At 73.4% G+C, this 26,279-nt stretch carries 25 protein-coding genes and 1 riboswitch; of the genes, 18 read left to right on the forward strand and 7 right to left on the reverse strand.

Going from position 1 to position 26,279, the window contains the following annotated elements:
- The first annotated feature begins 107 nt into the window (after window positions 1-107).
- The 3 genes from macS to thiI all read left to right on the forward strand — a co-directional run bounded on the left by macS (window position 108) and on the right by thiI (window position 3,454).
- Window positions 108-1,343 (forward strand): MacS family sensor histidine kinase, encoded by a 1,236-nt coding sequence (gene macS, locus F5972_RS09270; RefSeq protein WP_150933003.1) that lies wholly within the window; start codon window positions 108-110, stop codon window positions 1,341-1,343.
- 125 nt (window positions 1,344-1,468) lie between these two features.
- Entirely contained in the window at window positions 1,469-2,119 is a 651-nt protein-coding gene (locus F5972_RS09275) for a response regulator (protein ID WP_150933370.1), read from the forward strand.
- A 138-nt stretch (window positions 2,120-2,257) separates the two neighbouring features.
- Complete coding sequence (thiI, locus tag F5972_RS09280) at window positions 2,258-3,454, forward strand: tRNA uracil 4-sulfurtransferase ThiI (RefSeq protein WP_150933004.1); 1,197 nt, start codon at window positions 2,258-2,260, stop codon at window positions 3,452-3,454.
- Window positions 3,455-3,500: 46 nt separating this feature from the next.
- Here thiI and aroF read toward each other — a convergent pair whose 3' ends face one another.
- A complete protein-coding gene (gene aroF, locus F5972_RS09285; protein WP_150933005.1) occupies window positions 3,501-4,568 on the reverse strand; it encodes a 3-deoxy-7-phosphoheptulonate synthase in 1,068 nt (355 codons plus the stop codon).
- A 372-nt stretch (window positions 4,569-4,940) separates the two neighbouring features.
- On the opposite strand from aroF, the gene F5972_RS09290 reads away from it, so the two are divergent.
- A complete protein-coding gene (locus F5972_RS09290; RefSeq protein WP_150933006.1) occupies window positions 4,941-5,561 on the forward strand; it encodes a sulfite oxidase-like oxidoreductase in 621 nt (206 codons plus the stop codon).
- A 27-nt stretch (window positions 5,562-5,588) separates the two neighbouring features.
- Window positions 5,589-6,767, forward strand: coding sequence for a sensor histidine kinase (locus F5972_RS09295; protein WP_225311302.1), 1,179 nt, complete (start codon window positions 5,589-5,591; stop codon window positions 6,765-6,767).
- A 19-nt stretch (window positions 6,768-6,786) separates the two neighbouring features.
- Here the strand turns inward: F5972_RS09295 and F5972_RS09300 are convergent, their stop codons facing one another.
- On the reverse strand, window positions 6,787-8,196 hold the full coding sequence (locus tag F5972_RS09300; protein ID WP_150933008.1) for a sensor histidine kinase: 1,410 nt from the start codon (window positions 8,194-8,196) through the stop codon (window positions 6,787-6,789).
- 222 nt (window positions 8,197-8,418) lie between these two features.
- Here F5972_RS09300 and F5972_RS09305 point away from each other — a divergent pair, with 222 nt between their 5' ends.
- A complete protein-coding gene (locus F5972_RS09305) occupies window positions 8,419-9,147 on the forward strand; it encodes a LytR/AlgR family response regulator transcription factor (protein ID WP_150933009.1) in 729 nt (242 codons plus the stop codon).
- A gap of 220 nt (window positions 9,148-9,367) precedes the next feature.
- A complete protein-coding gene (locus tag F5972_RS09310) occupies window positions 9,368-9,862 on the forward strand; it encodes a hypothetical protein (protein WP_150933010.1) in 495 nt (164 codons plus the stop codon).
- Between the two features lie 424 nt (window positions 9,863-10,286).
- Here the strand turns inward: F5972_RS09310 and F5972_RS09315 are convergent, their stop codons facing one another.
- Window positions 10,287-11,126, reverse strand: coding sequence for a deoxyribonuclease IV (locus F5972_RS09315; RefSeq protein ID WP_150933011.1), 840 nt, complete (start codon window positions 11,124-11,126; stop codon window positions 10,287-10,289).
- 183 nt (window positions 11,127-11,309) lie between these two features.
- Here F5972_RS09315 and uraD point away from each other — a divergent pair, with 183 nt between their 5' ends.
- The 9 genes from uraD to alc all read left to right on the forward strand — a co-directional run bounded on the left by uraD (window position 11,310) and on the right by alc (window position 19,627).
- Window positions 11,310-11,783 carry a 2-oxo-4-hydroxy-4-carboxy-5-ureidoimidazoline decarboxylase gene (gene uraD / locus F5972_RS09320; protein WP_150933012.1) on the forward strand — a complete coding sequence of 158 codons (474 nt, stop codon included), beginning with the start codon at window positions 11,310-11,312 and terminating at the stop codon, window positions 11,781-11,783.
- Window positions 11,780-12,127 carry a hydroxyisourate hydrolase gene (gene uraH / locus F5972_RS09325; protein ID WP_150933013.1) on the forward strand — a complete coding sequence of 116 codons (348 nt, stop codon included), beginning with the start codon at window positions 11,780-11,782 and terminating at the stop codon, window positions 12,125-12,127. Before uraD ends, uraH begins: the two co-directional genes overlap by 4 nt.
- 2 nt (window positions 12,128-12,129) lie before the next feature.
- Window positions 12,130-12,996, forward strand: coding sequence for a factor-independent urate hydroxylase (gene pucL / locus F5972_RS09330; protein ID WP_150933014.1), 867 nt, complete (start codon window positions 12,130-12,132; stop codon window positions 12,994-12,996).
- 2 nt (window positions 12,997-12,998) lie between these two features.
- Window positions 12,999-13,919 (forward strand): FAD binding domain-containing protein, encoded by a 921-nt coding sequence (locus F5972_RS09335; RefSeq protein ID WP_150933015.1) that lies wholly within the window; start codon window positions 12,999-13,001, stop codon window positions 13,917-13,919.
- Window positions 13,916-14,440, forward strand: coding sequence for a (2Fe-2S)-binding protein (locus tag F5972_RS09340; protein ID WP_150933016.1), 525 nt, complete (start codon window positions 13,916-13,918; stop codon window positions 14,438-14,440). The genes F5972_RS09335 and F5972_RS09340 overlap by 4 nt, the downstream gene beginning before the upstream one ends.
- A 99-nt stretch (window positions 14,441-14,539) precedes the next feature.
- Entirely contained in the window at window positions 14,540-15,907 is a 1,368-nt protein-coding gene (locus F5972_RS09345; protein WP_225311303.1) for an 8-oxoguanine deaminase, read from the forward strand.
- Between the two features lie 81 nt (window positions 15,908-15,988).
- On the forward strand, window positions 15,989-17,146 hold the full coding sequence (locus F5972_RS09350; RefSeq protein WP_150933017.1) for a glycerate kinase: 1,158 nt from the start codon (window positions 15,989-15,991) through the stop codon (window positions 17,144-17,146).
- A 49-nt stretch (window positions 17,147-17,195) separates the two neighbouring features.
- The gene (allB, locus tag F5972_RS09355; RefSeq protein WP_404803045.1) at window positions 17,196-18,557 is read left to right on the forward strand and encodes an allantoinase AllB; all 1,362 of its coding nucleotides are present in this window, start codon (window positions 17,196-17,198) and stop codon (window positions 18,555-18,557) included.
- Window positions 18,554-19,627 (forward strand): allantoicase, encoded by a 1,074-nt coding sequence (gene alc / locus F5972_RS09360; protein ID WP_150933019.1) that lies wholly within the window; start codon window positions 18,554-18,556, stop codon window positions 19,625-19,627. The genes allB and alc overlap by 4 nt, the downstream gene beginning before the upstream one ends.
- Window positions 19,628-20,100: 473 nt before the next feature.
- On the opposite strand, the gene pknB is transcribed toward alc, so the two are convergent.
- The 4 genes from pknB to thiO form a co-directional block, all read right to left on the reverse strand.
- The gene (gene pknB, locus F5972_RS09365) at window positions 20,101-22,113 is read right to left on the reverse strand and encodes a Stk1 family PASTA domain-containing Ser/Thr kinase (protein ID WP_150933020.1); all 2,013 of its coding nucleotides are present in this window, start codon (window positions 22,111-22,113) and stop codon (window positions 20,101-20,103) included.
- 145 nt (window positions 22,114-22,258) lie between these two features.
- Window positions 22,259-23,047, reverse strand: a complete 789-nt coding sequence (locus F5972_RS09370) for a thiazole synthase (RefSeq protein ID WP_404803046.1) — start codon at window positions 23,045-23,047, stop codon at window positions 22,259-22,261.
- Window positions 23,048-23,054: 7 nt separating this feature from the next.
- A complete protein-coding gene (gene thiS / locus F5972_RS09375) occupies window positions 23,055-23,255 on the reverse strand; it encodes a sulfur carrier protein ThiS (protein WP_150933022.1) in 201 nt (66 codons plus the stop codon).
- A complete protein-coding gene (thiO, locus tag F5972_RS09380; RefSeq protein WP_150933023.1) occupies window positions 23,252-24,388 on the reverse strand; it encodes a glycine oxidase ThiO in 1,137 nt (378 codons plus the stop codon). Before thiO ends, thiS begins: the two co-directional genes overlap by 4 nt.
- Window positions 24,377-24,486: riboswitch (TPP riboswitch) on the reverse strand. Its footprint overlaps the gene before it by 12 nt.
- Window positions 24,487-24,659: 173 nt before the next feature.
- Between thiO and F5972_RS09385 the strand changes: the two genes are divergently transcribed.
- Both F5972_RS09385 and F5972_RS09390 read left to right on the forward strand, forming a co-directional pair.
- On the forward strand, window positions 24,660-25,838 hold the full coding sequence (locus F5972_RS09385) for an NAD(P)/FAD-dependent oxidoreductase (RefSeq protein ID WP_191910036.1): 1,179 nt from the start codon (window positions 24,660-24,662) through the stop codon (window positions 25,836-25,838).
- Between the two features lie 43 nt (window positions 25,839-25,881).
- Window positions 25,882-26,259, forward strand: a complete 378-nt coding sequence (locus F5972_RS09390) for an Rv2175c family DNA-binding protein (protein ID WP_150933024.1) — start codon at window positions 25,882-25,884, stop codon at window positions 26,257-26,259.
- Window positions 26,260-26,279: the final 20 nt, after the last annotated feature.

The following is a 26,279-nucleotide window of genomic DNA, read 5'->3' on the forward strand; positions in this document are numbered from 1 at the left end:
GCCGTACGCATGAGAGGCCGGAACCCGCCGGATCGCCGGCCGGGATCGCCCAGTATGTGAGCGGAGGGGCCGGTCCTCCCGGCTCAGTCACGAGAGGGCGCCGCGCGATGGGCATCGAGGGACCGTTCTGGCGGGCGATCGCGGTCTACCGCGTCGCGTCGCTCGCGTACGCGGTGCTGTTCGTGCTGGGGGCGGGAGGGTACGCGCGTCCGGTCGTGTCCTGGTCGGTCATCGGGGTGATGGCCGTCTGGACGGCCGCCACGCTCGCCCTGTATCCCGCCGCCCGGCGCGCGCCGCTGCTGGCCGCCGACCTCCTCGTCACGGTCGCCTGCCTGCTGGCCACGCCGTACGCGCAGGGCCCCGCCGACGCGGCGGCCGGGGTGATGCCGCTGACGGCGACCTGGGTGGCCGGGCCCGTCCTCGCGTACGGCGTGGCCGGAGGACGCCGCGCGGGCGCGGCCGCCGCCGCGGTCGTGTCGGCGGCCGACCTGTGGCTGCGCAGCGGGAGCGGGGTCGAGCTCGCCTCGCTGCAGGTGAACGGCGCGGTGCTGCTGTTCCTGGCCGGAGTGGTCGTCGGGCACGTCGCCCGGCTCGCGCGGGAGGCGGAGGAGCGCATGCGGCGCGCCGTGCTGATGGAGGCCGCGGGCCGGGAGCGGGAGCGCCTGGCGCGCGGGATCCACGATTCGGTGCTCCAGGTGCTCGCCCTCGTGCAGCGCCGGGGCGCGGAGATCGGCGGCGAGGCGGCCGAACTGGGCAGGCTCGCGGGGGAGCAGGAGGCGGCGCTGCGGGCGCTGGTGCAGGCCCCGCCCATCACGCGGGCGCCGGATCTCGCCCCCACCGGCCTGCGCGGACGCCTGCGACCGGCGTTCGCGGCGCGCGGGACGCGTGCGGAGCGCCGCCCCAGCCTGCCCAGCCGCCCGGGCGCGGAGTCCGGGGCCGGGGCCGAGCCGTACGCCGACCTGCGCGACCTGCTGCGGCCGTACGGCACGGCCCGGGTGACCGTGTCCGCGCCCGCGACGCCGCTGATGCTGCCCGCCGCGACCGCCCGGGAGGTGGCGGCGGCCGTCGGCGCGGCCCTCGACAACGTCGTACGGCACTGCCCGGAGGGCACCCGGGCGTGGATACTCGCGGAGGAGGACGACGACGCGGTGGTCGTCACCATCCGCGACGACGGGCCGGGCATCCCCGACGGACGGCTGGAGCAGGCGGCCCGCGAGGGACGCATGGGCGTCGCCCGCTCGATCCGGGGGCGCGTGACCGACCTCGGCGGCACGGCGGCCATCACCTCCTCGCCGTCGGGGACGGAGATCGAGCTGTCCGTCCCGGCGGGGGAGCGGGCGTGACCGCCGCACGGAGGCGGGACGTGCGGCCGGGACGGGCCTGGACCTGGTGAGGGCGGAGGAAAGCCGTGGAGGAGGGCGTGAGTGTGGCCGGAGGCGAGGGGGCCTGGCGGCCCCCGGTGCGGGTCATGGTGGTCGACGATCACCCGATGTGGCGGGAGGCGGTCGCCCGCGACCTGACCGAGGCCGGATACGAGGTGGTCGCCGAGACGGGCGAAGGCCGGCAGGCGCTGCGGGTGGCGGCGGCGGTCCGGCCGGAGGTGGTGGTGCTCGACCTGCGCCTGCCCGACCTGCCGGGCGTGGAGGTGGCCCGCGGGCTGGGCGCGTCGGCGGCGCCGCCGCGCGTGCTCGTCCTGTCGGCCAGCGCGGAGGAGGCCGACGTGCTGGAGGCGGTCAAGGCGGGCGCCTCCGGATATCTGGTGAAGTCGGCCGGCCGGGAGGAGTTCCTCGACGCGGTCCGGCGGACCGCCGAGGGCGACGCGGTGTTCACCCCCGGCCTGGCCGGGCTCGTCCTCGGGGAGTACCGCAGGCTCGCGCACCGGCAGCCCGGCGCCCAGGAGGAGGAGCAGGAGGACGGCCCCCGGCTGACCGAGCGGGAGACCGAGGTGCTGCGGATGGTCGCCAAGGGCCTGTCGTACCGGCAGATCGCCGAGCGCCTGGTGCTGTCGCACCGCACGGTGCAGAACCACGTGCAGAACACGCTGAGCAAGCTCCAGCTTCACAACCGGGTCGAGCTGGTCCGCTACGCCATCGAGAAGGGCCTGGCCGACCTCGACTGAGGGAGTGCGCCGCTCGGCGGCGGCGTTACAGTGGGAAGCCCGCACGTGGGCGACGCGTTGTCTTCCAGCGAACCCTTCCCCGGCCGCGCCTCACCCCGGCGCCGCGGCCGTCCCTGTCCGTCCCGGAGGTTTCCACCCATGACCATGACCGCCCTGGGAGAGCCCTGTGTGCTGCTCAAGTTAGGCGAGGTGGTCCTGAAAGGCCGGAACCGCGAGATCTTCGAGATGCGCCTGCGGGCCAACATCAAGCACGCGCTCAAGGACCACCGCGTCGACATCCGGCAGCGGCACGGCGTGATCGCCCTGTTCCTGCCGGCCGGCACCGAGGTCGAGGTGGCCGAGGCGGTGGCGGCCCGCGTGTCCGACGTGCCCGGCATCGTGCTGGTCCACCTCGCCTGGCGGGTCCCGAAGGACCCGGACGCGATCACCAAGGCCGGCATCGAGCTGATCAGGGACAGCGACGAGGTCGCCCGCCTGGCGCGGTTCGCGGTGCGTTCGCGCCGCCGCGACAAGCGGTTCCCGTTGCGCTCCAACGAGCTCGACCGCCTGGTCGGCGGTGCGATCAACGACACCTTCGGCCTGCCGGTGGACCTGAGCCGCCCGGAGCTCACCGTGCACATCGAGGTGGACAGGGACGAGGCGTTCCTGTTCACCGACGGACGGCCGGGCCAGGGCGGGCTGCCGGTCGGCTCCAGCGGGCGGGGGCTCGTGCTGCTGTCCGGCGGCATCGACTCGCCGGTCGCGGCCTACCGGATGATGCGGCGCGGCCTGCGGGTCGACTTCCTGCACTTCTCGGGCATCCCGTTCACCACCTCCGAGTCGATCTACAAGGCGTACGCGCTGGTGCGCAACCTGGACAGGTTCCAGGGAAAGTCGCGGCTGTGGGTGGTGCCGTTCGGCAAGGCGCAGCAGTCGATCAGGAACTCGGGGCAGGACCGGCTCGCGGTGATCGCCCAGCGGCGGCTGATGCTCAAGACGGCCGAGGAGGTCGCCCACCGCATCCACGCCGAGGCGCTGGTCACCGGTGACAGCCTCGGGCAGGTGTCCTCGCAGACCCTCACGAACATCACCGCGCAGGACCACGCCGTGGACATGCCGATCATGCGTCCGCTGATCGGCCTGGACAAGACCGAGATCATGGCCGAGGCGCGCAGGATCGGCACGCTGCAGATCTCCGAACTGCCCGACGAGGACTGCTGCACGCTCCTGTCGTCCCGGCAGGCCGAGACCCGCGCGAAGATCGAGGACCTCAAGCTGATCGAGCGGCGCCTGGACGCCGAGGACCTCGCCTCCCAGCTCGCCGACTCCATCCAGCCGTACAAGCTGGAGGTCTGAGCCCGGTACGGCCCGCGTGCGGCGGGCCGTACCGGACCCGGCGGGGTCAGGCCAGAGCGGGAGCGGCGGCCGCGGCTCCCCCGACGGCGGTGGCTCCGGTGGTGGCGGTACGGCCGACCAGCGGGGGGAAGTCGCGCATGATCGCCGCGAGCCGGTCCAGGTCGCCGTCGACCAGGGCCTGCGGGCCGTCGCAGAGCGCCTGCTCGGGGTGCGGGTGCACGTCGATGATCACGCCGTCGGCCCCCACCGCGACGGCCGCCCGGGTCAGCGGGAGGACGAGGTCGCGCCGGCCGCCGGAGTGCGACGGGTCGACGATCACCGGCAGGTGCGACAGCCGCTGGACGACCGGGACCGCGGAGATGTCCAGGGTGTTGCGGGTGGCGGGCTCGTAAGTTCGGATTCCCCGCTCGCACAGCACGATGTCGAGGTTGCCCCGCTGGGCGACGTACTCGGCCGCCATCAGCCACTCCTCGATGGTCGCGGTCATGCCGCGCTTGAGCATGACCGGCTTCCCGGCGGCGCCCACGGCCTGCAGCAGCGCGAAGTTCTGCGCGTTGCGGGTGCCGACCTGGAGCATGTCGGCGTACGACGCCACGAGCGCCACGTCGTGGGCGTCCACGACCTCGGTGACGATCGGCAGCCCGGTCCGCTCGCGCACGTCGGCCAGGATGCGCAGGCCCGCCTCGCCCAGCCCCTGGAAGGCGTACGGCGAGGTGCGCGGCTTGAAGGCCCCGCCGCGCAGCAGTGTCGCGCCCGCCGCCTTGGCCATCAGCGCGGCCTCCAGCGTCTGCTGTGTTGTCTCCACCGCGCACGGGCCCGCGATCAGCGTCACGGTGTCGGGCCCGATGGGCACGCCGCGCACGGTCACCGTGGAGCGGTCGGGATGGTTCTCCCGGCTCACCAGCTTGTACGGCGTGGAGACCCGCACGACGTCCGCGACACCCGGCATGGCGCGCAGGTTGAGCGTGGCGAACTGCTCGACGTCGCCGATGAGGCCGATGATCGTGCGGTTCACGCCGCGGCTCGCGAACGCCTCCCCTCCCGCGGCGGCGACGAGGTCGGTGATCGCCTCGATGTCGTCCTGGGTGGCCTCGGGGGTCATGACGATGACCATGGTGTCTCCTCGTGCTCTCGATGTGGTCCGGACGGACGGTGCGAATGGATGGTGCGGCTGGATCGGTGCGGCTGGATGGTGCGGGTCCGGAAAACGACGAAGGCCCCGGGTCCGTGGGACCCGGGGCCTTCGTTCTCCTTGGCTGTCAGCGCAGCGCTTGGAGGCGATCGGTCCTCACGGGTCCGTCGCCATACCAAAACGACCAAGCGGTACGCATGTGACGCAATATAGCGCACATCTCGACGCTCGCGTCGACCCCTCCCATTCCGGGCGTGTTCCGTACGGCTCCCGGCGGGCTCGCCAGCGAGCATGACCGGGGGAGGGTCGCGCGCCCGGGATCCGGTGCGGGCCGTCTTTCCGGCGGGTGGCAGGATGGCCTGCGTGCCGGAGACACCTGAGGAGGAGAAGCGACTGCCCCCGGGCCAGTACGTCCCACGCGGACGGCCCGTCGTCCACTACGGCAGGGTGCCGGCGTTCCGCCCGGAGACGTGGCGTTTCCAGGTGTTCGGCGAGACGGCCACCGGTCAGATCCACGAGTTCTCGTGGGAGGAGTTCTCCTCGCTGCCCCACACGACCATGGTGTCCGACTTCCACTGCGTCACCAAGTTCTCGATCATGGGGAACGAGTGGGGCGGCTTTCCCGCCTCGGCCCTGCTCGCCCGCGTCCCGCCGGGGCCGGGCGTACGGCACGTGATGATCTGGGCGGAGTACGGCTACAGCGCGAACCTCCGCCTGACCGACTTCGACCGCCCGACGACGCTGTTCGCCACACACCTCGACGAGAAGCCGCTGTCGGCCGAGCGCGGCTTCCCCGTCCGGCTCGTCGTGCCGCACCTCTACGCGTGGAAGAGCGTGAAGTGGGTGCGCGCCATCGAATACCTGACCGAGGACCGGCGTGGTTTCTGGGAGGAGCGCGGCTACCACAACGTGGCCGACCCCTGGAAAGAGCAGCGCTACTCATACCAGGAGGAGCCGGGCGAGGGCCCGCCGTGAGGCCGCCGAAGGGCTACGGTGTCCGGCGTGTCGACAGCCGTGTGGGTCACGCTGTGCGCGCTCTGCGGAGTCTGCGGCGGCGTCCTCGGCCGCGCCCTGCCGCGTAGCGAGCCGCCGCCGGGAGAGGGTCGGGAGCGGGACGAAGGGCCGGGTGAGGCGGCGTTCCGCGCCCTGCGCGCCGCCGGTCTGGCCGCGCGCTCGCTGCGCGCCGCCGGGCTCACCCGGGCCTCCGCCCGCCACGCCGTACGGCACCTGCGGACGCTCCTGGGCACCTCCGGGCTGGTCGTCGCGGCGCCCGACCGGGTGCTGGCCAGGGACGGCGCGGACGTGCCGGGCGACGAGGCGGTCCTCGCCGAGGTGCGGGCGGCGACGGCCGGGGGCAGGCCGCGCGTCGTCCCGGCGTTCCGCGGCGGCGGCCGGCGCGGGGTGGTCGTCCCCCTGGCCGTGGAGGGCCGGGTGGTCGGGGCCCTGGCGGCCTACGACGCGCGGGTGAGCACGGCGCTCGTGCGCACCGCGACCGAGGTGGGCCGCTGGCTGTCGGGCCAGCTCGAACTCGCCGAGCTCGACGCGTCGCGCAGGCGCACGCTGGAGGCGGAGGCGCGCGCCCTGCGGGCCCAGATATCCCCCCATTTCGTCTACAACTCGCTGACCACGATCGCCTCGTTCGTCCGGACCGATCCGGAGCGCGCCCGCGAACTGCTGCTCGACTTCGCCGACTTCATCCGGTACGCGCTGCGCCGGGCGGCCGACTTCACCACCCTCGCCGACGAGCTGACCTGCGTGGACCGTTACCTGCTGCTGGAGCAGGCGAGGTTTGGCGACCGGCTGCGGTTCACCGTCCAGGTCGCTCCCGAGGTGCTGCGGGTCGACGTGCCGTTCCTGTGCCTGCAGCCCCTGGTCGAGAACGCGATCAAGCACGGTATGCCGGGAGAGGTGCGGGTCGTGATCAGGGACGCCGGGTCGGAGGCGCACATCTGGGTCGAGGACGACGGCGTCGGGATGAATCCCGAGCAGTTGCACGCCGCGCTGCGGGAGCAGCGGACCGGCATCGGGCTGAGCAACGTCGACGTGCGCATGCGGCACATCTACGGCCCGGGTTACGGCCTGGTCGTCGAGACCGCGCCGGGCAAGGGGACCCGCATCCGGCTGCGGATCCCCAAAACCCGCCCCCGCACCCGTCCCGGTGCGAGCCCGGCCCGTCCCTGACCGGCCGCCGTCGTCGTTGTCACGCGACCGTGCTGTCCGGCGCCGCTTCCCGGCCGGGGGAGACGGCGGGGAGGAGCGGCACCGTCAGGACGAACCGCGCGCCGCGCGGGGACTCCTCGATGCGGAGGCTGCCCTTGTGGGCGACCGCGATCGCCCGGCAGAGGGCCAGGCCGAGTCCGCTGCCACCGGGGTCGAGGCGTCGCGCCGCGTCGAGGCGGACGAAGGGCTCGAACACCCGCTCGCGGTCCTCCTCGGCGACGCCGTCGCCGTCGTCCAGCACCGTGACCAGCGCCTGGCCGCCGACGGGCTCCGCGGTCACGTCCACCTTGGAGATCGCGTGCCGCTGCGCGTTCACCAGCAGATTCGTGATGACGCAGGCGAGCTGGACGCGGCTGCCGAGGACCCGAAGGCCGGGCTCGATCCTGGCGTGCACCGGGACCTCTCCGCCGCGCGCCGCCACCTCCGCGCGTACGAGAGCCCCAAGGTCGACCGGCTCGGACACGCAGGGGGTGTTGCGGAGCCGGGCGAAGGCGAGCAGTTCGTCGATGATCTGCTGCAGGCGCTCGGCGACCGGCAGGGACCTGGCGATCGCCTCGCGCGCGTCGATCTCCGGGTAGAGCAGCGCCTCCTCCAGTCCGGTGCGGAGCCCGGTGAGCGGCGACTTCAGCTCGTGCGAGACCACGGCGGCGAAGTGCCGCTGCTGCGCGACCGCCGATTCGAGCCGGTCGAGCGTCTGGTTCGCGGTGCGCGCGAGCCGGGCGATCTCGTCCCGGCCCGGAGGCTGCGGCACCCGCAGGGCCAGGTCGTGGGCGGTGATCTCCGACATCCGCTGCCGGATCACCGTGATCGGCCGCAGGACGCGGCCCGCCGCCCGCCAGGTCGTCCACGTCCACAACCCGGCCAGCAGCGCCCCGCTGGCACCGACGAGGAGCTCCAGCCGGTGCCCGCGGATGGCGGGCGGCTGATCAGTTCCGGCGTACACGTAGTGGGGCTCGCCCCGCCACAGCTCCATCGCCTGCAACGACGGGACCCGTGCGGCGGTGAGCATGACGCACCGGTCGCCGGAGCACTCGGTCACGTCCTGGAAGCGGTCGTCGCTGGTGGGCCGGACGGCGCTCAGCGGCCGCTCGCCGGCCACGGGGTCGGCCAGCACCACCCGGCCGCGCGAGTCGGTGAGCTGGACGAGGGGGACGCGCGCCGTCGGAGTCGGCGGCGGTAGGTGGCCGCGCCGCATCGAGCCGATCCATTCGCTCGCGACGCGGCGCGTCTCGTTGAAGATCTCGGTCTCGACCCGGGCACGGATCAGCAGGCACAGACCGGCCGCGATCACGCCGACGATGAGGACGGACAACGCCGCCACCGCCAGCGTCACCCGCGCCCGGATGGAGCCGGAACGGGGAAGAGGGAGGGCGCCCCGCCTGATGCCCATCGACCTTCCTTGCTCGCCTGACTTCCTTCGCCATCGTAGGCAGCCGTGTAGGACGGATAGGCCGATAAAAGGGCAAAAGGGAATAGATGCCCCCTAACGCATTCCTGGGCTTGACCTGGGCTTTCCGGGCGGGCGGTGGTGACGCCTCAGCGTATCGGGGTCGTCACCTACCGTCCGGTCACCCCTTGCGCGGGAAGGCGGGCGCACGGCACGGTGGACGCCATGCTGCGTGTCCTCGCGGTGGACGACGAGGTCCCCGCCCTGTCCGAGCTCGCCTTCCTGTTGCGCCAGGACGCCCGGGTGGAGCAGGTGAGCACGGCCACCGACAGCGGGGCCGCCCTCCGCGACATGGTCCAGATGATCGCCGACGGCGAGCGTCTCGACGGGGTGTTCCTCGACGTGCGCATGCCGGGGCTCGACGGCCTCGACCTGGCCCGGCTCATCGGCGGGTTCCCCACGCCGCCGAAGCTGGTCTTCGTCAGCGCCCACGACTGCGCCGTCCAGGCGTTTGAGCTGGAGGCCGTCGACTACCTGCTCAAGCCCGTGCGCCCCGAACGCCTGGCGGAGGCCGTGCGCCGCCTGTCGGCCGCCGTGGCGCCCCCCGGCGCGGACGAGGACCTGGAGACGATCCCCGTCGAGCTGGCCGGCCGCACGAAGTTCGTCGCCAGGCAGGACGTGTGCTACGCCGAGGCGCACGGCGACTACGTCCGCCTGCACACCGCCGAGGCCGTCTACCTCGTACGGATGTCCCTCGCGGCGCTGGAGCGGCGCTGGGCGGGGTCGGGGTTCGTCAGGGCCCATCGCAGCACGCTCGTCAACGCCAGGCACGTGAGCGAGTTGCGCTTCGACGCCGGGCGGGTGGTCCTTCAGGTGGGCGGGGAGGCGCTGCCGGTGAGCCGGAGGCTGACCCGGCAGGTGCGAGAGCAACTCGTCCGGCAGTTCCGCCCCTGACCTCTCAAATCGGACATACCACAACATAAGTGGTATTGATGGTCTGATGCGTGTCATATTCAGATAAGGCTAGATAAAGCGCATCAACTCCTCGTTTGTGGTGCGACGTCGCAGGCAATCAAGAAACCGCGAGAAGGTGGCCCCGAAGCGGCCGTGAATACTTCGGGGTGATTGGCTCGCCGATCTGGCGCAATGAAAATCCTGTCGAGGAGGACGCGCAATGCCTGCTTTCACGAGGATTCTTGCCGGGCTGGCCCTGGGAACCGCTCTCACCGGCGGCTCGTTCGCTCTCGCCGCCGCCGCGGGTGCCACGACCGTCCCGCTCGCCGACGGAAACGAGCACATCAACGACAACCGGTGGAACAACGAGAACAACAACTGGTGGAACAACCAGAACTTCTGGAACCAGGGCCTGTGGAAGGACAGCGTCAACGACCACTCCGGCTTCGGAATCGTCGCCAAGGGCGTCGCCCTCGGATTCCAGGACAAGACGAACCGCGACAACGCCTGGTTCAACAACAGCTGGTGGGCCAACAACCAGTTCTTCAACAACCGCGACAACAACGACCGGAACTTCAATCACGTGAACCGCGCTCCGGTGAACGAGCGGCCCACGACCCTGGTCGTGCCGGAAGTCGTCAGGGACACCGTCGTGAAGGAGCGCCCGGTCCGCGAGAAGGAGCGCCACGAGAAGAACGACGACTGGGGCTACTGACCTGCTCGGCGCCTCGGGAGAGGAGGGCCCGGTCCGGTGAAGGCGTGACGGGTCGTCCGAGGCCAGGGCCGCCGCGACGGGGTCCGGAGCGACCGTTTGTCGCTCACGGGGGTCCGCTCGTCGTGTGAGGACGGGCCGCATGGCGCTAACTAGGGACCGCTCGTCCGAAGGGCCATCCGGCGGCCCGACTACACCTCGTAGTGTTTCGCTCGTCGCAAGACACGCGGGGTAATCGCAAAGTGAGCCGATTGTCACCAGGTGGTTACCAAGCGGGGCCCTACTCGGGGGGGAAGGGCCCCGCCCGCGCGTTACCGGGGGGACGCGGCGATCCGGCCATACGGGGGCGCCGGATCGCCGCGAACGCCCCTGACCGGCAACGACACGCGGCGCCGGCGGCCGCGAGCCTCCGTGGACCAGGTGCTGCTCAGGCGCTCCGGAGCTTCTTCAGCAGGTCGATGTCCTCGCGGTGCTTTTCCACCTTGCCGGGGGTCTCGATGCAGAACGGCACGCCGGCGGCCGCCGGGTGCCGCATGAGATCGGCGAAGGCCTGCGCGCCGATGTGCCCGGCCCCGATGTTCTCGTGCCGGTCCCTCTTGGACCCGCACGGGTCCTTGGAGTCGTTGGCGTGGATCAGCCTCAGCCGGCCCGGGGCGACCTCGTGCAGGGCGTCCATCATCTCCTTCACGCCGCCCGGCGCGGCCAGGTCGTGCCCCGCCGCGAAGGCATGGCAGGTGTCCAGGCACACGCCCGCCTTCGGATGGTGGTCGAGCGCCTCCAGGTAGGGCCCGAGGTCCTGGACCGTGGCGCACAGCATCCGGCCCTGCCCCGCCATCGGTTCGAGCAGCAGGTCGGGACCGTCTCCGGGCAGTTCGTCCAGCACCGGCAGCAGGTGCTCGTGGATCTGGCGCATCGCGTCCTCGCGCGACTGGCTGACGGCGGAGCCGGTGTGCACGACCACCCCTCGCGCGCCGGTCTCGGCGCCCCGGCGCAGCGTGTGGCGGATCACCGCGATCGAGTTCTCCAGGGTCGCCGGCGTCGGCGACCCGCAGTTCACGAGATAGGCGGCGTGCAGGAAGACCGGCACGCCCGACTCGCGCAGTTTCGCGTCCTCGGCGGGGTCGCCCGCGCTGAGCGCCCAGCCGCGTGGATTCGTGACGAAGACCTGGATCATCTCCGCGCCGATCTCCGACGCGTACTTCAGCCCGCCCTTGGCCAGGCCGCCCGCGACGAAGACGTGGCCGCCGATGAGATTGCTAGGAGTCATGATGACCTCCAGGTTAGTCGTGGCCCAGGTGGTCACTCCCACGGCCGCTCGGATGGCCGCCCCGTGCCGCCCCGTGTGCCGCCCCCTTTGTCACAACGTACAAAGCGGCCCCCGGAGCAGGGCACGCGGTTCGGACCTCGCGCCGCTGGACCCCGCCGCGGGCCCGGCGGTTGACTGACGGGCATGCGCGAACTGAGCCGGGAGGACCTGCGGTCCTGCTGCGCCTCCGCCCGATGGGTGGAGGAGGTGGCCGCGCGCGGGCCGTACCGCGACCTCGACGGGCTGCGCCGCGCGAGCGGGCCGGTGCTCGCCGCCCTGGCCTGGGACGACGTGCTGGAGGCGCTGGCGGCGCACCCCCGCATCGGCGAGCGGCCCGGTGGCGCCGGACGCGAGGCGGCGTGGTCGCGGTCGGAGCAGTCCGGAGCCGCGGACGCCGGCCGGGACGTGCTCGACGCGCTCCGCGAGGGCAACGCCGCCTACGAGAGCCGGTTCGGCCACGTCTACCTGGTCTGCGCGAGCGGCCGGGACGCCGACGACCTGCTGGCGCTGCTGCGCGGGCGGCTCGGCAACGACGAGGAGACCGAGCGCGGGATCGTCAGGGCGGAGCTGTCGAAGATCGTCTCGCTGCGGCTGGCCAAGCTCTGGGAGGGCCCGTGAGCCTCTCGACGCACGTGCTCGACACCGCCGCCGGGACGCCCGCCGAGGACGTGCCCGTACGGCTGTCGCGGCGCGCCGCGCACGGCTTCGTGCCGGTCGCGGAGGGCCGCACCGACGGGGACGGCCGCATCCGGGAGTGGACCCCACTGGGCCGGGAGTGGGACCCGGCGCTCGACCCGCGTCCCGGCACCTACCGGCTCGTCTTCGACACCGCCGCCTATCTGGGGGAGGACGCGTTCTTCCCCGAGGTCAGCGTGGTGTTCGCCGTCCGGGAGCCCGGCGGGCACTACCACGTGCCGCTGCTGCTGAGCCCCTTCGCCTACTCGACCTACCGGGGGAGCTAGCCGTGGCCGTTCTGGGACCCAACAGGTATGGCAAGGCCGAGACGAGGGTCGTACGGGTGACCCGGCACGGCGACGCCCATCGGATCAAGGACCTCACGGTGAGCACGGCGTTGTCGGGCGACATGGCCGAGGTGCACCTGAGCGGGGACAACTCCGCCGTCCTGCCCACCGACTCGCAGAAGAACACCGTCTTCGCGTTCGCCAAGAAACACGGCGTCGGGGCGGTCGAGGACTTCGCGCTGCTGCTGGCGCGGCACTTCGTGGACTCCCAGCCCGCGATCCGCCACGCCAGGGTCGCCGTCGAGGAGCACGCCTGGGAGCGCAACGGCGCTTTCGGGCACTCGTTCGTCCGCTCCGGGCGGGAGGTGCGCACCTGCGTGGCGCAGCACGACGGGACCCGGTCGTGGGTGGTCTCCGGGCTGCGCGACCTCGTCGTGCTCAACACGACCAACTCCGAGTTCTGGGGGTTCGCGAAGGACGAGTACACGACGCTGCCGGAGACTCGCGACCGCGTCCTCGCCACCGCCGTCGACGTGTCATGGCGGCACGCGGACGCGGAATCCCCTCAGGACTGGGACAAGAGCTACGAGAAGGCCCGGGCGGCCCTGCTCGCGGCCTTCGCCGACACCTACAGCCTGTCCCTGCAGCAGACGTTGTACGCCATGGGCACACGCGTGCTGGCCGAGTGCCCGGGGGTCTGCGAGGTGCGGCTGTCGCTGCCGAACAGGCACCACTTCCTGGTCGACCTCGCGCCCTTCGGGCTGCCCAACGACGGGGAGGTCTTCTTCGCCGCCGACCGGCCGTACGGGCTGATCGAGGGGACCGTGCTGCGCGAGGACGCGCCCGACGCCGGCCCGGCGTGGGAGTAGCCATGGACTTCCTGCGCCCGCGCACCTGGGCCGAGGCCCTGGACCTCAAGGCCGCACGCCCCGAGGCCACCCCGATCCAGGGCGGCACCGACGTCATGGTGGAGATCAACCTCGACAAGGGCCGCCCCGCCGCCCTGCTCGACCTCACCCCGATCCCCGAACTGACGGAGTGGTCGCGGGAGGGGGACGTGATCCGCCTCGGCGCCGGGGTGACCTACTCCCGGCTGATCGGGGAACTGGGGGCGCGCCTGCCCGGCCTGGCCCAGGCGTCCCGCACGGTCGGGTCGCCGCAGATCCGCAACCGGGGCACGGTCGCGGGCAACCTGGGCGCGGCCTCGCCCGCGGGCGACAGCCATCCGCCGCTGCTGGCCTGCGACGCGGTCGTGGAGGCCGAGTCGGTGCGCGGCGCCCGGCTGATCCCGATCGGTGAGTTCTACACCGGGGTCAAGCGCAACGCGCTGGCGCCCGACGAACTGATCCGCGCCGTGCGCGTCCCGGTGGCACGCGGGCCGCAGTACTTCTCCAAGATCGGCACCAGGAACGCCATGGTGATCGCGGTGTGCTCGTTCTCGATCGCCCTGCACGCGGCGGAACGGCGGGTGGGCACCGGCGTCGGCTCGGCCGCCCCGACGCCCCGCCGGGCCGTCGCCGCCGAGGAGTTCGCGGCCGCGCGGCTCGACTGGCAGGGGCGCTCGCCGCTCGACCCCGATGTGGCCGGCCGCTTCGGCGAACTCGTCGCCGGCGCCGCGGCCCCGATCGACGACGTACGCGGCCGCGCCGCCTACCGCACGCACGCGCTGGCCGTGCTGGCCCGCCGCGCGCTCGGCTGGGCCTGGGCCGACTTCAGGGCCGGCACCGACGCCGATTCCAGCGCCGATTCCAGCGCCGGGTCCGGTGCCGGTGACGACAGGGGGAGCGCATGAGGGTGAACCTCACCGTGAACGGCCGCGCGACGGCGGCCGACGACGTGTGGGAGGGCGAGAGCCTGCTGTACGTCCTCCGTGAGCGGCTCGGCCTCCCGGGGGCCAAGAACGCCTGCGAGCAGGGGGAGTGCGGTTCCTGCACGGTCTACCTCGACGGCACGCCGGTCTGCGCGTGCCTGGTCGCCGCCGGCCAGGCGGAGGGCCGCGAGGTCGTCACGGTCGAGGGCCTGTCCCGCCGCGACGCCCCGCTCGCCGACGCCGGCCCCGCGCACGGCGACGCTTCGGGGGAGGGGCTGCACGAGGTCCAGCGGGCGTTCCTCGACGCTGGGGCGGTGCAGTGCGGCTTCTGCACGCCCGGTCTCGTCGTCCAGGCCCACGCGCTGCTGGCCGAGGCGGACGGCGTGCCGTCTGACGCCGACATCCGGGAGGCGCTGGCCGGCAACCTGTGCCGCTGCACCGGGTACGAGAAGATCCTCGACGCGGTCCGGCTCGCCGCGACCCGCCTCGGCCCGCCGTCGTGACCGCGCCGCCGGCCGCACCCGGACAGGCCGTCGGCCGCACACGGACCGGCCGGCCCAGTGATCGTCCAGCAAGCCGCCCGCCCGACCAGGGAGTCTTCGTTGCGTGATCCCGCACCACGGCGAGTGGTCGTCGAGAACGCCCACATCGTGCCCGTCAGGGGAGAGGAGATCCCCTCCGGCCACCTCGTGATCGAGGGCGACCGGATCGCCGCGGTCGGCCCCGGCCCCGCGCCGTACGCGCCGGGGGAGGCCGAGCGGATCGACGGGTCCGGCTGCCTGGCCACCCCGGGCCTGGTCAACACCCACCATCACCTCTACCAGTGGGCGGCCCAGGGCGTGACGCCCGACGGCACCCTGTTCGAATGGCTGGTCGCGAGCTACCGGCTGTGGGCGCGGATGGACGCCGAGGTGGTGTCGGGCGCCGCGACGGCCGGGCTGGCCTGGCTCGCCCTGTCGGGCTGCACGACCTCGTCCGACCATCACTACATCTTCCCCAAGGGCCGGGGCGACCTGTTCGAGGCGGAGATCGAGGCCGCACGCGCGGTCGGGTTGCGCTTCCACCCCTGCCGGGGGTCCATGGACCGGGGCGCCTCGCGCGGCGGGCTGCCGCCGGACGAGGTCGTGGAGGACATCGACGAGATCCTCGGGGCGACCGAGGAAGCGGTCCGGAAATATCATGACCCGTCCTTCGGGTCGATGCTGCGCGTCGCCGTCGCCCCCTGCTCGCCGTTCTCGGTCAGCGGCGAGCTCATGATCCGCTCGGCGGAGCTCGCCCGCTCCCTCGGCGTACGGCTGCACACGCACGGCGCGGAGACGGCGGACGAGGACGAGCACTGCGTGGAGCAGTTCGGCGTGCTTCCGGTCGACTACCTCGACCGGCTCGGCTGGCTCGGCCCCGACGTGTGGCTGGCCCACTGCGTGCACCTCACCGACAAGGACGTGCGGCGCTTCGCCGAGACCGGCACCGGGGTCGCGCACTGCCCGTCCTCCAACGGCCGTCTCGGCGCCGGCATCGCGCGGATCAGCGACCTGCTGGCGGCGGGCGCGCCGGTCGGGCTCGGTGTCGACGGCGCCGCGTCCAGCGAGATGACCCCGCTGGCCGGGGAGATCCGCATGGCCATGCTCATGCAGCGGGCGAGGTACGGCCCGCGCGCGCTCACCGCCCGCCAGGCCCTGGAGACGGCCACCCTGGGGGGCGCCCGCTGCCTCGGCCGGGAGGCCGAGATCGGCTCGCTGGAGCCCGGCAAGCTCGCCGACGTCGCGCTGTGGCGGCTCGGCGGCTTCCACGCCGCGATCGACGACCCCGTCGTCGCGTTCGCCTACGGCGCCACCCCGCCGCTCGCCCGGCTGCTGGTCGGCGGCCGGACCGTGGTGGACAGCGGCGAGCTGCGCACCGTGCCGGGCGATGCCGCCGCACGGGCGGGGGCCGACGCGCACCGCCGCTTGCGCACCGGGGATCATGTCTGAAACGTTTCGGGACGGACGAAGGTCTATCGAAGGGCCAGGCATGACAGGGCACACGGCAGAGCGCACGGCAGGGCACACGGCATGACAGGGCACGTCGTCATCGCGCCGGACAAGTTCCGGGGGTCGCTCACCTCTCCGGAGGTGGCCGCGCACGTGGCCGCCGGGCTGGGCGACGTCCCCGTCGTGCCGCTGCCGGTCGCCGACGGAGGGGACGGCACGGTCGACGCGGTCGTGGCGAGCGGGTTCACCCGGGTCGAGACGGAGGTGACCGGCCCGGACGGTACGCCGGTCCCGGCGGCCTACGCCGTGCGGGACGAGCCGGGCGGCCGGGTCGCGGTGATCGAACTGGCCGAGGCGTCCGGCCTGCGGCGGCTCCAGCGAGGCCGCGCACCCCTCACCGCCACCAGCCGCGGCACCGGTGAGCTGATCGCCCACGCCGTACGGCACGGCGCGGCGCGGATCGTGCTCGGCCTCGGCGGCAGCGCCTGCACCGACGGCGGCGCGGGCATGGCCCAGGCCCTCGGCGTACGGCTGCTCGACGCCGGGGGGAACGAGCTTCCGCCGGGCGGGGCGGCGCTGCGCGACCTGCACACGATCGACGCCTCCGACCGGCTGCGCGGGTTCGAGGTCGTGGTCGCGAGCGACGTGGACAATCCGCTGCTCGGCCCGTACGGCGCGGCGGCGGTGTACGGCCCGCAGAAGGGCGCGAGCCCGGGTGACGTCGCCGTGCTGGAGGCCGGGCTGGCCCGGCTGGCGGCCGTCGCCGCGCACACCCACGGCCTGCCGGGCGCGGCCGAGCACGACGGCCCCGTCGGAGCGATGGGCGTGGCCGGGCGGGAGGGGGCGGGCGCGGCCGGCGGGGTCGGCTTCGGCGCGCTGGTCTTCCTCGGCGCCGAGATCCGGCCGGGCATCGGCTACCTGCTCGACCTGGTGGACTTCGACCGGCACGTGGCGGGCGCCCGGCTGGTGATCACGGGTGAGGGCGCGATCGACGAGCAGACCCTGCGCGGCAAGGCGCCCGTGGGCGTGGCCGCGGCGGCGGCCGGTCACGGCGTGCCGGTCGTGGCCGTCTGCGGCCGCCGCACGGTGGGCGACGACGAACTGAAGAAGGCGGGGATCGAGGCGGCGTACGCGCTGACCGACATCGAGCCCGACGTCGCGAGGTGCGTGGCCGAGGCCGGGCCGCTGCTCGAACGGCTGGCCCGCCGGATCGCGGCCGAGCACCTCACCAGGAGGTAGACGCCGGCGCGGGACCATGCCGGCTGACGCCCGGATCGCGAGAGGAGCGGTGGGTTCTTTGCACGATCACGCGGGGGAAGAGGAGGTCTCACCCGGCGGCGGCCGGCGGTGCGACCTGGTGGTGCGGTCGCGGCGGGTCGTGACCCCGAAGGGGGAGCGGGCGCTCGCCGTCGCCGTGCGCGGGGGCCTGATCGAGGCCCTGCTGCCCTACGACGACCCGTCCGGCGCCGCCGAGGACGTCGACCTCGGCGACCTGCCGCTGCTGCCCGGGCTGGTCGACTCGCACGTGCACGTCAACGAGCCCGGCCGCACCCACTGGGAGGGCTTCGCGACCGCCACCGCCGCGGCGGCGGCCGGGGGCGTCACCACCATCGTGGACATGCCGCTGAACTCGCTGCCGCCGACCCTGGACGTCGCCTCGCTGGAGGTCAAGCGGAAGGCCGCCGAGGGTCGGTGTCACGTGGACGTCGGCTTCTGGGGCGGCGCGGTCCCGGGAAACCTGCCCGACCTGCGCCCCCTGCACGAGGCCGGGGTCATGGGCGTCAAGTGCTTCCTGTCGCCGTCCGGGGTCGAGGAGTTCCCCGAGCTCGACCACGACGGGCTTCGGGCCGCGCTCGCGGAGGTGGCGGGCTTCGGCGGCCTGCTGATCGCCCACGCCGAGGACCCGGCGCTGCTGACCGAGCCCGGCGGCCCGGCGTACGACGACTTCCTCAGGTCGCGCCCGCAGGAGGCCGAGCGGCGGGCCGTGGAGCGGGTGATCGCGCTGGCCGCCGAGACGGGCGCCAGGGCGCACATCGTGCACGTGTCGGCCGCCGCCTGCCTCGGGCCGCTCCGCGAGGCGCGGGCGGCCGGGGTGCGCGTCAGCGCCGAGACCTGCCCCCACTACCTGACCCTGGCGGCCGAGCAGGTCACCGGCCCGGCGTACAAGTGCTGCCCGCCGATCCGGGAGGCGGCCAACCGCGACGCGCTGTGGGAGGCGCTCGCCGAGGGGGTGCTGATGGGGATCGTCTCCGACCACTCCCCGTCGACGCCCGACCTCAAGGTCCCCGACTTCGCCGAAGCGTGGGGCGGGATCTCCTCCCTCCAGGTCGGCCTGCCCGCCGTGTGGACCGCCGCCCGCGCCCGCGGGTACGGCCTGACCGACGTCGTCCGCTGGATGGCCGAGGGTCCCGCCCGCCTCGCGGGCCTGCCGTACAAGGGGGCGATCAGACCGGGCAACGACGCCGACCTGGTGGCCTTCGACCCCGACGCCGAGTTCACGGTCGACGTGGCGGCGCTGCACCACCGCAACCCCGTGTCGCCCTACCACGGGCGGCGCCTCTCCGGCGTCGTCCGCACCACCTGGCTGCGCGGCGCCCCCGTCGACCTCGCCGCTCCGGCCGGTCGCCTTCTGACCCGGGGAGCGCGGTGAACGCCTTCACCCGCCTGCCCGACCTCGCCCTCCGCACGTACGGCGGGTCGGTCGTGGCGGCCAACGACGAGTCGTTCGCCGAGCGGGAGGCCCTGATCAGGCCCGGACCCGCCGAGTTCCGGCCGCACACCTTCGGCGCGAAGGGCCAGGTCTACGACGGCTGGGAGACGCGCCGGCGGCGCGAGGCGGGCCACGACTGGGCGATCGTCCGCCTCGGCATGCCGGGAGTCATCCGGGGCGTCGTCGTCGACACCGCGTGGTTCCGCGGCAACTACCCGCCGTACGCCTCGGTGGAGGCGTGCGCGGCGGAGGGCCATCCGGCGCCGGAGGAGCTGGACGGCTGGGTGGAGATCGTGCCGAAGAGCCCGCTCGGGGGCGACGCGGCCCACGAGTTCGCGGTGACCGATCCCCGCCGGTTCACGCACGTCCGGCTGAACATCTTCCCCGACGGCGGCGTCGCGCGGCTGCGGGTGCACGGCCGGGTCGTGCCCGACCCGGCGTTCCTGCGCGGGCTGACCGTCGACCTCGCCGCACTGGAGAACGGCGGGCTCGTCACCGCCTGCTCCGACGAGTTCTACTCCTCGCCGAACAACGTCCTCGCGCCCGGGCTCGCCCGCAACCAGGCCGAGGGCTGGGAGACGGCCCGGCGGCGCGACGGAGGCAACGACTGGCTCGTCGTCGCCCTCGCCGGGCCCGGCCGGATCGCCGTGGCCGAGATCGACACCACCAACCTGAAGTTCAACGCCCCCGGCTGGGCCTCCCTCATGGGCATCGACACCGGCCACGCCGCACGGACGCCGCCGGGCCTGGACACCAGCCAGGCGCCCCTGGACACCAGCCAAGCGCCCCTGGACGACGGCCGAGCGCTCCCGCCGGAGGACGACGCCGGTCGGGCGCCCCTGCCGGACGACGCCGCCTGGTTCCCGCTGCTGCCGAAGACCCGGCTCCAACCCGACACCCGCCACCGCTTCCGCCTCGACGACGACCGCCGCGTCACCCACGTCCGCCTCGACATCTTCCCCGACGGCGGGCTCGCCCGCCTCCGCCTCCCCGGCACCCTCATCCCCTGAGCACCTGAACCGGTGGAATCGCTGCGAACCGAGGACCACACGAAGTAGGGTGACAAGACGATTTCGGAGGGTAGCGAAACGAGCACGGTTCGTTCTGCTGCACTGGGACCATTACTCCCCGCCGTCCTCCGGGACTGGCGGGGCTTTTTTATGTGGGGATCCTGCCAGGATCGCCGACCTGATCGGTCAGCGGAGATCACGCACGAGCGAGGTGACGGCGGTGCGGGTCTACCGGGGCCGTCCTGACCCCAACTATCAGCCGTTACCGGCAGCAGCCAACGATGCTCAGGCGGCGCGGTGGACACACGACCGCAGTGCTGGTCGGGGTTCAAGCCTCTCCGGATCAAAGGCACCAATCTTCCCTACTGCCACTTCCTGAACAAGGACGATTGGGCAGCGGTCACTGAGGACTGGACTGACCGCATCTGAGGAGAGGCGGCGCGCGGAGATTCGCAGCGGCGGTGAGGTGGGGGTCAGTGCCAGATCGTGATGGTGGCGCCCTGGGGTTGCTGGCCGAGGGGGTTCTCGCCGACGACGCGCTGGGTGCCGACCAGCTCACGGACCTTGACCTTGAAGCCGGCCGCCTTCAGTTCGGACACCGCGTCCCGCACCGCCTTGAACCGCACGTCGGGCACGTTCACGAAGTCGGGCGCCGCCTGCGAGGGATCGGTCTCCCACGGCCAGTGGAAGCCCTGGTCAGGGCCGCGTGACACGGTCAGGTGCACGGTCGCCCCAGCCACCGTCTCCGCGCCGCCCGAGGGGTCCTGCGCGATCACGGTGCCCGGCGGGGCGTCGTCGGCCGTCTCGTCGATCTGGACGTTGAAGCCCTTGTCGCGCAGGAACTTCTCCGCCTGGTCGCGCATCATCTGCGTGACGTCCGGCATGAGCAGCCCGGCGCTGACCACGAAGTTGACCGCGCCGCCCTTCCTGACGCGCTTGCCCACGAGCGGGTTCGTACGGATGACCTGGTCACGCGGGATCGTCTCGCTCGCGCTCCGGCTGACCCGGCCGGGGGTCAGCCCGGCCTCGGCGATCTTCGCCCGGGCGTCCGCCAGGCTGAGGCCCTCGACCTTCGGCACCGGGATGGTCTCCGGGCCGGCCGACGGGATCAGCTTGAGCACCGCTCCCTTGACCGCCTCCGCCCCCGGCCCCGGCTCGGTGTTCAGGACGACGTCCTTGGGGACCTTGTCGTCGAACACCGGCTTGAGGACCTGCACCTCGAAACCACGGCTCTGCGCCTCCTGCCGCGCGACCGTGAGGGGCTTGTTCACCAGGTCGGGCACCTTCGTGTAGCGGCCCTCGGAGAACCACCAGCCCGTGAAGGCGACACCCGCGAGCATCACGAGGGCCAGCACGGCGAGAAACCAGACCGGTCGTGGCCGTGCCCTGCGGGTCCCGCGGCGCCCTCCCGCCCCCGCAGGGCCGGGCATGACGCCGGTCAGCAGGTCCGTACGCGGCTGGATCATCGTCTGGCCGAGCTGCGCGTGCCCGGCCGTGCCGGACGCGGGGGTCGCGCCCGCCGGGGCCACGGCCGCGCGGTGCGCCCCCGTGCCGGCGCCGCTGTGCGCGCCCGTGGGAGAGCCCGCCATGGAGTCGCCCGCGGAGCCCGGGCGGGTGTGCCCGCCGGTGTGCCCGGTCCTCGGCAGCGTGCGGTGGATCTCGACGGCGGCGACCAGCATGGCGGTCGCGTCCGCCGGGCGCCGGGCGGGGTCCTTGTCGGTGGCGGCCGTGACGAGCGCGTCGATCTGCGGCGGGATGCCGGGCACGACCGAGGACGGCGCGGGCACGGTCTCGTGCACGTGCCGGTAGGCGATCGACATCGGCGTCTCACCGGCGTACGGCGGCTGCCCGGTGAGCAGCTCGAACAGCATGATCCCGGCGGCGTACACGTCGCTGCGCGCGTCGGCGAGGCCGGTCGTGACCTGCTCGGGCGACATGTAGCCGATCGTGCCGATCATCATGCCGGTCTTGGTCTGGTTGGTGGCCTCGATCGCCCGGGCCAGGCCGAAGTCCACGACCTTCACCCGGCCGTCGTCGGCGAGCAGCACGTTCTCGGGCTTGACGTCCCGGTGGATCAGCCCCGCCTGGTGGGCCGCGCCGAGGGCGGCGAGCACCGGGATGACCATCTCCAGGGCCTCGCGAGCCGGGAGGCGGCCACGCTGGCGCAGGATGTCGCGCAGCGTCCTGCCGGGGACGTACTCCATCGACAGGTAGACGTTCGCCCCGTCGGTGCCCTGGTCGAAGACCTGCACGATGTTCGGGTGCGAGAGACTCGCCACCGACTTGGCCTCGCCGATGAACCGCTGGACGAACTGCGGGTCCTCGGCCAGCGAACGGTGCATCACCTTGACGGCGACCGTGCGGTCGAGCCGGACGTCCAGAGCCAGGTAGACGGAGGCCATGCCGCCCCGGGCGATCCGGGACTCGACGCGGTAGCGCCCGTCGAGCAGCTGCCCCACGAGCGGATCGGTTAGCGTCGTGTCCACCCGCCCGAGTTTACGGGTCATTTGCCGTCGGGCGTGTTCCCGAACCCCAAACCGAGACCTGGCCGGCTCCCTTTCGCGCGACCCGGAAAGCCGTCCCTCGTCCGAAAACCGGCCTTACCCGGCGCCGGATCGAGAAAGGCGCCGGTCAGGAGGAGCGGACGGGGGAGGACGCCTTGGCGTAGCGGCGGCGGGGGATGCGCCCGGCCAGGCGGGCGAGCCGTCCGGCCGTGACCGCCTGCCGCATGGCGGCGGCCATGAGGCCGGGCCGGTGCGCCCGCGTCACGGCGCTGGCGAGCAGCACGGCGTCGCAGCCCAGCTCCATCGCGAGCGCCGCGTCGCTGGCCGTGCCGATCCCCGCGTCCAGAATGACCGGCACCGTGGCCGCCTCGGCGATCAACTCGATGCTGTGCGGGTTGCGGATGCCGAGGCCCGAGCCGATCGGGGCGCCGAGCGGCATCACCGCCGCGCACCCGGCGTCCTCCAGCCGGCGCGCCAGCGCGGGGTCGTCGCCGATGTACGGCAGCACGACGAAGCCGTCGGCCACCAGCCGTTCCGCCGCGTCGAAGGTCTCGATCGGATCGGGCAGCAGGGTCCGCTCGTCGGCGATGACCTCCAGCTTGACCCAGTTGGTCTCCAGCGCCTCGCGGGCCAGCCGGGCGGTCAGCACGGCCTCGCCGGCCGTGAAGCAGCCGGCCGTGTTCGGCAGCACCTTGATGTCCCTCGACCGCAGCAGGTCGAGCACCGAGCCGCGGGCGGCCGGGTCCAGCCTGCGCATCGCGACGGTGGTCAGCTCGGTGCCGGAGGCCTCCAGCGCCTGGTCGAGCACCTCCAGCGACGGCGCGCCGCCGGTCCCCATGATCAGCCGCGAGGCGAACTTCTCCCCGCCGAGCACGAAGACGTCGCCGGAGGCGTCCTGTTCCGTCATTCCCGTCATCCTCCCTTCAACCACCCTGCACCGCGGTGAGCACCTCGACGCCGTCGCCGTCCTCCACCCGTGTGGAGTCCCAGGCGCCGCGGCTCACCACCTCGCCGTTGACCGCCACCGCGACGCCCGACGTGAGCGCCGTGAGGGTCCGTACGGCGTCGCCCACCGTCGCCCCCTCCGGCAGCTCGGCCGGGCCTCCGTTGATCGTGACCTTCATGAGTGGAATCTCCCTGGGTCGCAGGACAGGGCGGCCTCCGGCACCGCGCCGCCGGTGAGGAGCGCGGCGACGGCCTCGGCGGTGACCGGGGCCAGCAGCACGCCGTTCCGGCCGTGCCCGGTCGCCGCGAGGACGCCGGGGGGCCCGGTGGGGCCGATGAGCGGAAGGTTGTCCGGGGTCCCCGGGCGGAAGCCGACGGCCGTCTCGGCCAGTTCGAGCTCGGTGAGGCCGGGCACCAGTTCGCGGGCGTCGCGCAGCAGCTCGTACACCCCGCCGGCGGTGACCCGCGCGTCGTATCCCAGCTCCTCGGAGGTGGCGCCCAGGACGATCTCGCCGTCGCCCCGGGGGACCAGGTAGGCGGGGGAGCCGTGCACCAGCCCCCGTACGCACCGGGTGAGGAACCCCCGAGGGCCCCGCAGCCGGAGGATCTGCCCCTTCACCGGCCGTACGGGCAGGCCGGGGAGCAGGGCGGCCGACCACGATCCGGCGGCCACCACGATCCGGCCGGCCGGGACGGTCCCGCCGGACGTCAGCCGCACCGACGGGGAGCCCCGCCCGGGGAGGACGATCCCGGCGGCGCGCTCGGCCACCAGCGTGCCGCCCGCCTTCTCGAACGCGGTCAGCAGCGCGCGCACGAGCCTGCGGGGGTCGACCCAGGCGTCGTCGCGGGCCAGCAGCCCGCCGCGCACCGAGGGGGACAGCATCGGCTCGAAGGAGCGGCACTCGCGCCCGGTCAGCCGTTCGACCCGCAGGCCGAGCGTGCGCTCGAAGGCCGCGAGGTCGTCGAGGACGGCCATGTCGTCCGTGCCGCGGGCGACCTCCAGCGTGCCCTCGGTGCGGTAGTCGAGCTCGGCGCCGGACTCGTCCTCCAGCTCCGCCCGGAACGCCGGCCAGGTGGCCAGCGACGCCAGCCCGAGCCGCAGCAGCGGCTCCTCCGTGTAGGTCACCTCGCTGACCGGCGCGAGCATCCCGGCGGCGGCGTGGGTGGCGCCGCTTCCCGGCGCGGGGTCCACCACGGCAACGGAAAGGCCGCGCCGCGCCGTACGCCAGGCGGCGGCGAGGCCCGCCACGCCGCCTCCCACGATCACGACGTCGTGGCCGGGCTCGCTCCCGGAGGGCCGTGTGGAGGACACCGCGCTCCCTTCGCCGGCATTACCCGGATCAGGTGGTGGGCGGTCGAGAGCCGAACGCTCTCCTCTCAGCCCGGTCCGCCGGGCTCCCGCGCGTCTTACGCCCCACAGCGTAGTACGTGGCGGATACCGGCGGATCGCCCGGTTCGCCACTCGCGGGCACGGGCGTGACCTGGCTCACAATCGGGGCTGCCCGGGATGTGCGCGCTCCTTGCCCAACTCGTTATGGGGAGCCCGTTGGCCAGGTCCCCTGTTGACAATCTATGGTCAAGGCGTGGATCACGTCGTGGTGGTGGGTGCCGGCCTGGCCGGCGTGCGAAGCATCGAGGCGCTGAGGTCCCGGGGGTTCACCGGGCGCATCACGCTCATCGGCGAGGAACACCATCGCCCCTATGACCGCCCGCCGCTGTCGAAGGCGGTGCTGCTCGGCGACGCCGACTCCACCGTGGTCGACTCCGACCTCGACGCCATGGACGTGCGGCTGTGCCTCGGCACGGCCGCCAAGGGCCTGCGGGACGGCGTGCTGGAGACGACCGAGGGCGAGCTGGAGTACGACGGCCTGGTCATCGCCACCGGCGCCACCCCGGTCCGGCTGCGGGGCGAGGGTCACCAGCACGTGCTGCGCACGATCGACGACGCGCTCGCGCTGCGCGAGCGGCTGGTGCCCGGCGCCCGCGTGGCCGTCGTCGGCGCCGGCTGGATCGGTGCCGAGGTCGCGACGGCGGCGGCCAAGGCGGGGTGCGCGGTGACGGTGGTGGAGGCGGGGGAGAGCCCGCTCGCCGCCGCGATCGGCCCGGCGGTCGGCTGTCACACGATCGGCTGGTACGCCCGGGCCGGCGTCGAGCTGCGCCTGGGCGCGATGGTCGGGACGGTGGACGCCGACGGGCTCACGCTCATGTCCGGCGCGCGGGTGCCCGCCGACGTGGTGGTCTCCGGCGTCGGGGTGCGCCCCTCCGTCCACTGGCTCAAGGGCTCGGCCGTACGGCTCGACAACGGCGTGCTCGTCGACGAGCACCTGCGCACGTCGCTGCCGAACGTGGTCGCGGTGGGCGACTGCGCCAACTGGTGGTCGCGCAGGTTCGGCACCCGGCTGCGGGTCGAACACTGGGACACCGCGCTCCAGGCCCCCGACACGGCCGCCGCCACGCTGCTGGGCGAGGAGGCGGTCTACGATCCGGTGCCGTACTTCTGGTCGGAGCAGTTCGACCACATGCTGCAGTTCGCCGGCCACCCGACCCCGGACGACCGGATGCTGCTGCGCGGCGACCCGCGGGCGGACGGGAAGTGGGCGGTGTGCTGGCTGACCCCGGAGGACCGGCTGGCCGCGGTGTTCACCGTGGACCGGCCGCGCGACGTGGTGCAGGGCCGCCGCCTGGTGGAGGGCGGCCGGAGGCTCGACCCCCGGCGGGTGGCCGATGCCGCCGTGCCGCTCCGCGACTGCATTATGGCGTAATCGAGGTGTTTCCCGGCGGCTCGCATGTGGTAATGGTGGTTCCGTGACGCTTACTGTTGCGCAGATCGACCGGGAGACCGACCAGCTCGTAGGGGAGTGGCTCCCACTTCCGCAGGCCGCCGAGAAGCTGGGGCTCAGCATCGGCCGCACCAAGCAGCTACTGAAGGACAAGAAGCTCGTCGGCGCCCGGCGGAGTGGAGGCGGCCAGCCGCAGATCCCGTCGGTGTTCGTCGCCCACGGCGACGTGCTCAAGGGCCTGCCCGGCACGCTCACCGTCCTGGCCGACGCCGGGTACGACGAGGTGGAGTCGATCCGCTGGTTGTTCACCCCCGACGACTCGTTGCCGGGGTCACCGATCGACGCGATCGTCAAGGGCCGGCACACCGAGGTCAAGCGCAGGGCCCAGGCGCTGGGCTTCTGACCGCCCGCCGCATGGCATTG

It is taken from the genome of Microbispora cellulosiformans (genome assembly GCF_008728085.1).
Lineage (GTDB): Bacteria > Actinomycetota > Actinomycetes > Streptosporangiales > Streptosporangiaceae > Microbispora > Microbispora amethystogenes.

Coding starts and splice junctions, on each gene's coding strand:
- macS (WP_150933003.1), top strand. CDS start 108: ATGGGCATCGAGGGACCGTTCTGGCGGGCGATCGCGGTCTACCGCGTC.
- F5972_RS09275 (WP_150933370.1), top strand. CDS start 1,469: ATGGTGGTCGACGATCACCCGATGTGGCGGGAGGCGGTCGCCCGCGAC.
- thiI (WP_150933004.1), top strand. CDS start 2,258: ATGACCATGACCGCCCTGGGAGAGCCCTGTGTGCTGCTCAAGTTAGGC.
- aroF (WP_150933005.1), bottom strand. CDS start 4,568: ATGGTCATCGTCATGACCCCCGAGGCCACCCAGGACGACATCGAGGCG.
- F5972_RS09290 (WP_150933006.1), top strand. CDS start 4,941: ATGGCCTGCGTGCCGGAGACACCTGAGGAGGAGAAGCGACTGCCCCCG.
- F5972_RS09300 (WP_150933008.1), bottom strand. CDS start 8,196: ATGGGCATCAGGCGGGGCGCCCTCCCTCTTCCCCGTTCCGGCTCCATC.
- F5972_RS09305 (WP_150933009.1), top strand. CDS start 8,419: ATGCTGCGTGTCCTCGCGGTGGACGACGAGGTCCCCGCCCTGTCCGAG.
- F5972_RS09310 (WP_150933010.1), top strand. CDS start 9,368: ATGCCTGCTTTCACGAGGATTCTTGCCGGGCTGGCCCTGGGAACCGCT.
- F5972_RS09315 (WP_150933011.1), bottom strand. CDS start 11,126: ATGACTCCTAGCAATCTCATCGGCGGCCACGTCTTCGTCGCGGGCGGC.
- uraD (WP_150933012.1), top strand. CDS start 11,310: ATGCGCGAACTGAGCCGGGAGGACCTGCGGTCCTGCTGCGCCTCCGCC.
- F5972_RS09335 (WP_150933015.1), top strand. CDS start 12,999: ATGGACTTCCTGCGCCCGCGCACCTGGGCCGAGGCCCTGGACCTCAAG.
- F5972_RS09340 (WP_150933016.1), top strand. CDS start 13,916: ATGAGGGTGAACCTCACCGTGAACGGCCGCGCGACGGCGGCCGACGAC.
- F5972_RS09350 (WP_150933017.1), top strand. CDS start 15,989: ATGACAGGGCACGTCGTCATCGCGCCGGACAAGTTCCGGGGGTCGCTC.
- F5972_RS09370 (WP_404803046.1), bottom strand. CDS start 23,047: ATGACGGGAATGACGGAACAGGACGCCTCCGGCGACGTCTTCGTGCTC.
- thiS (WP_150933022.1), bottom strand. CDS start 23,255: ATGAAGGTCACGATCAACGGAGGCCCGGCCGAGCTGCCGGAGGGGGCG.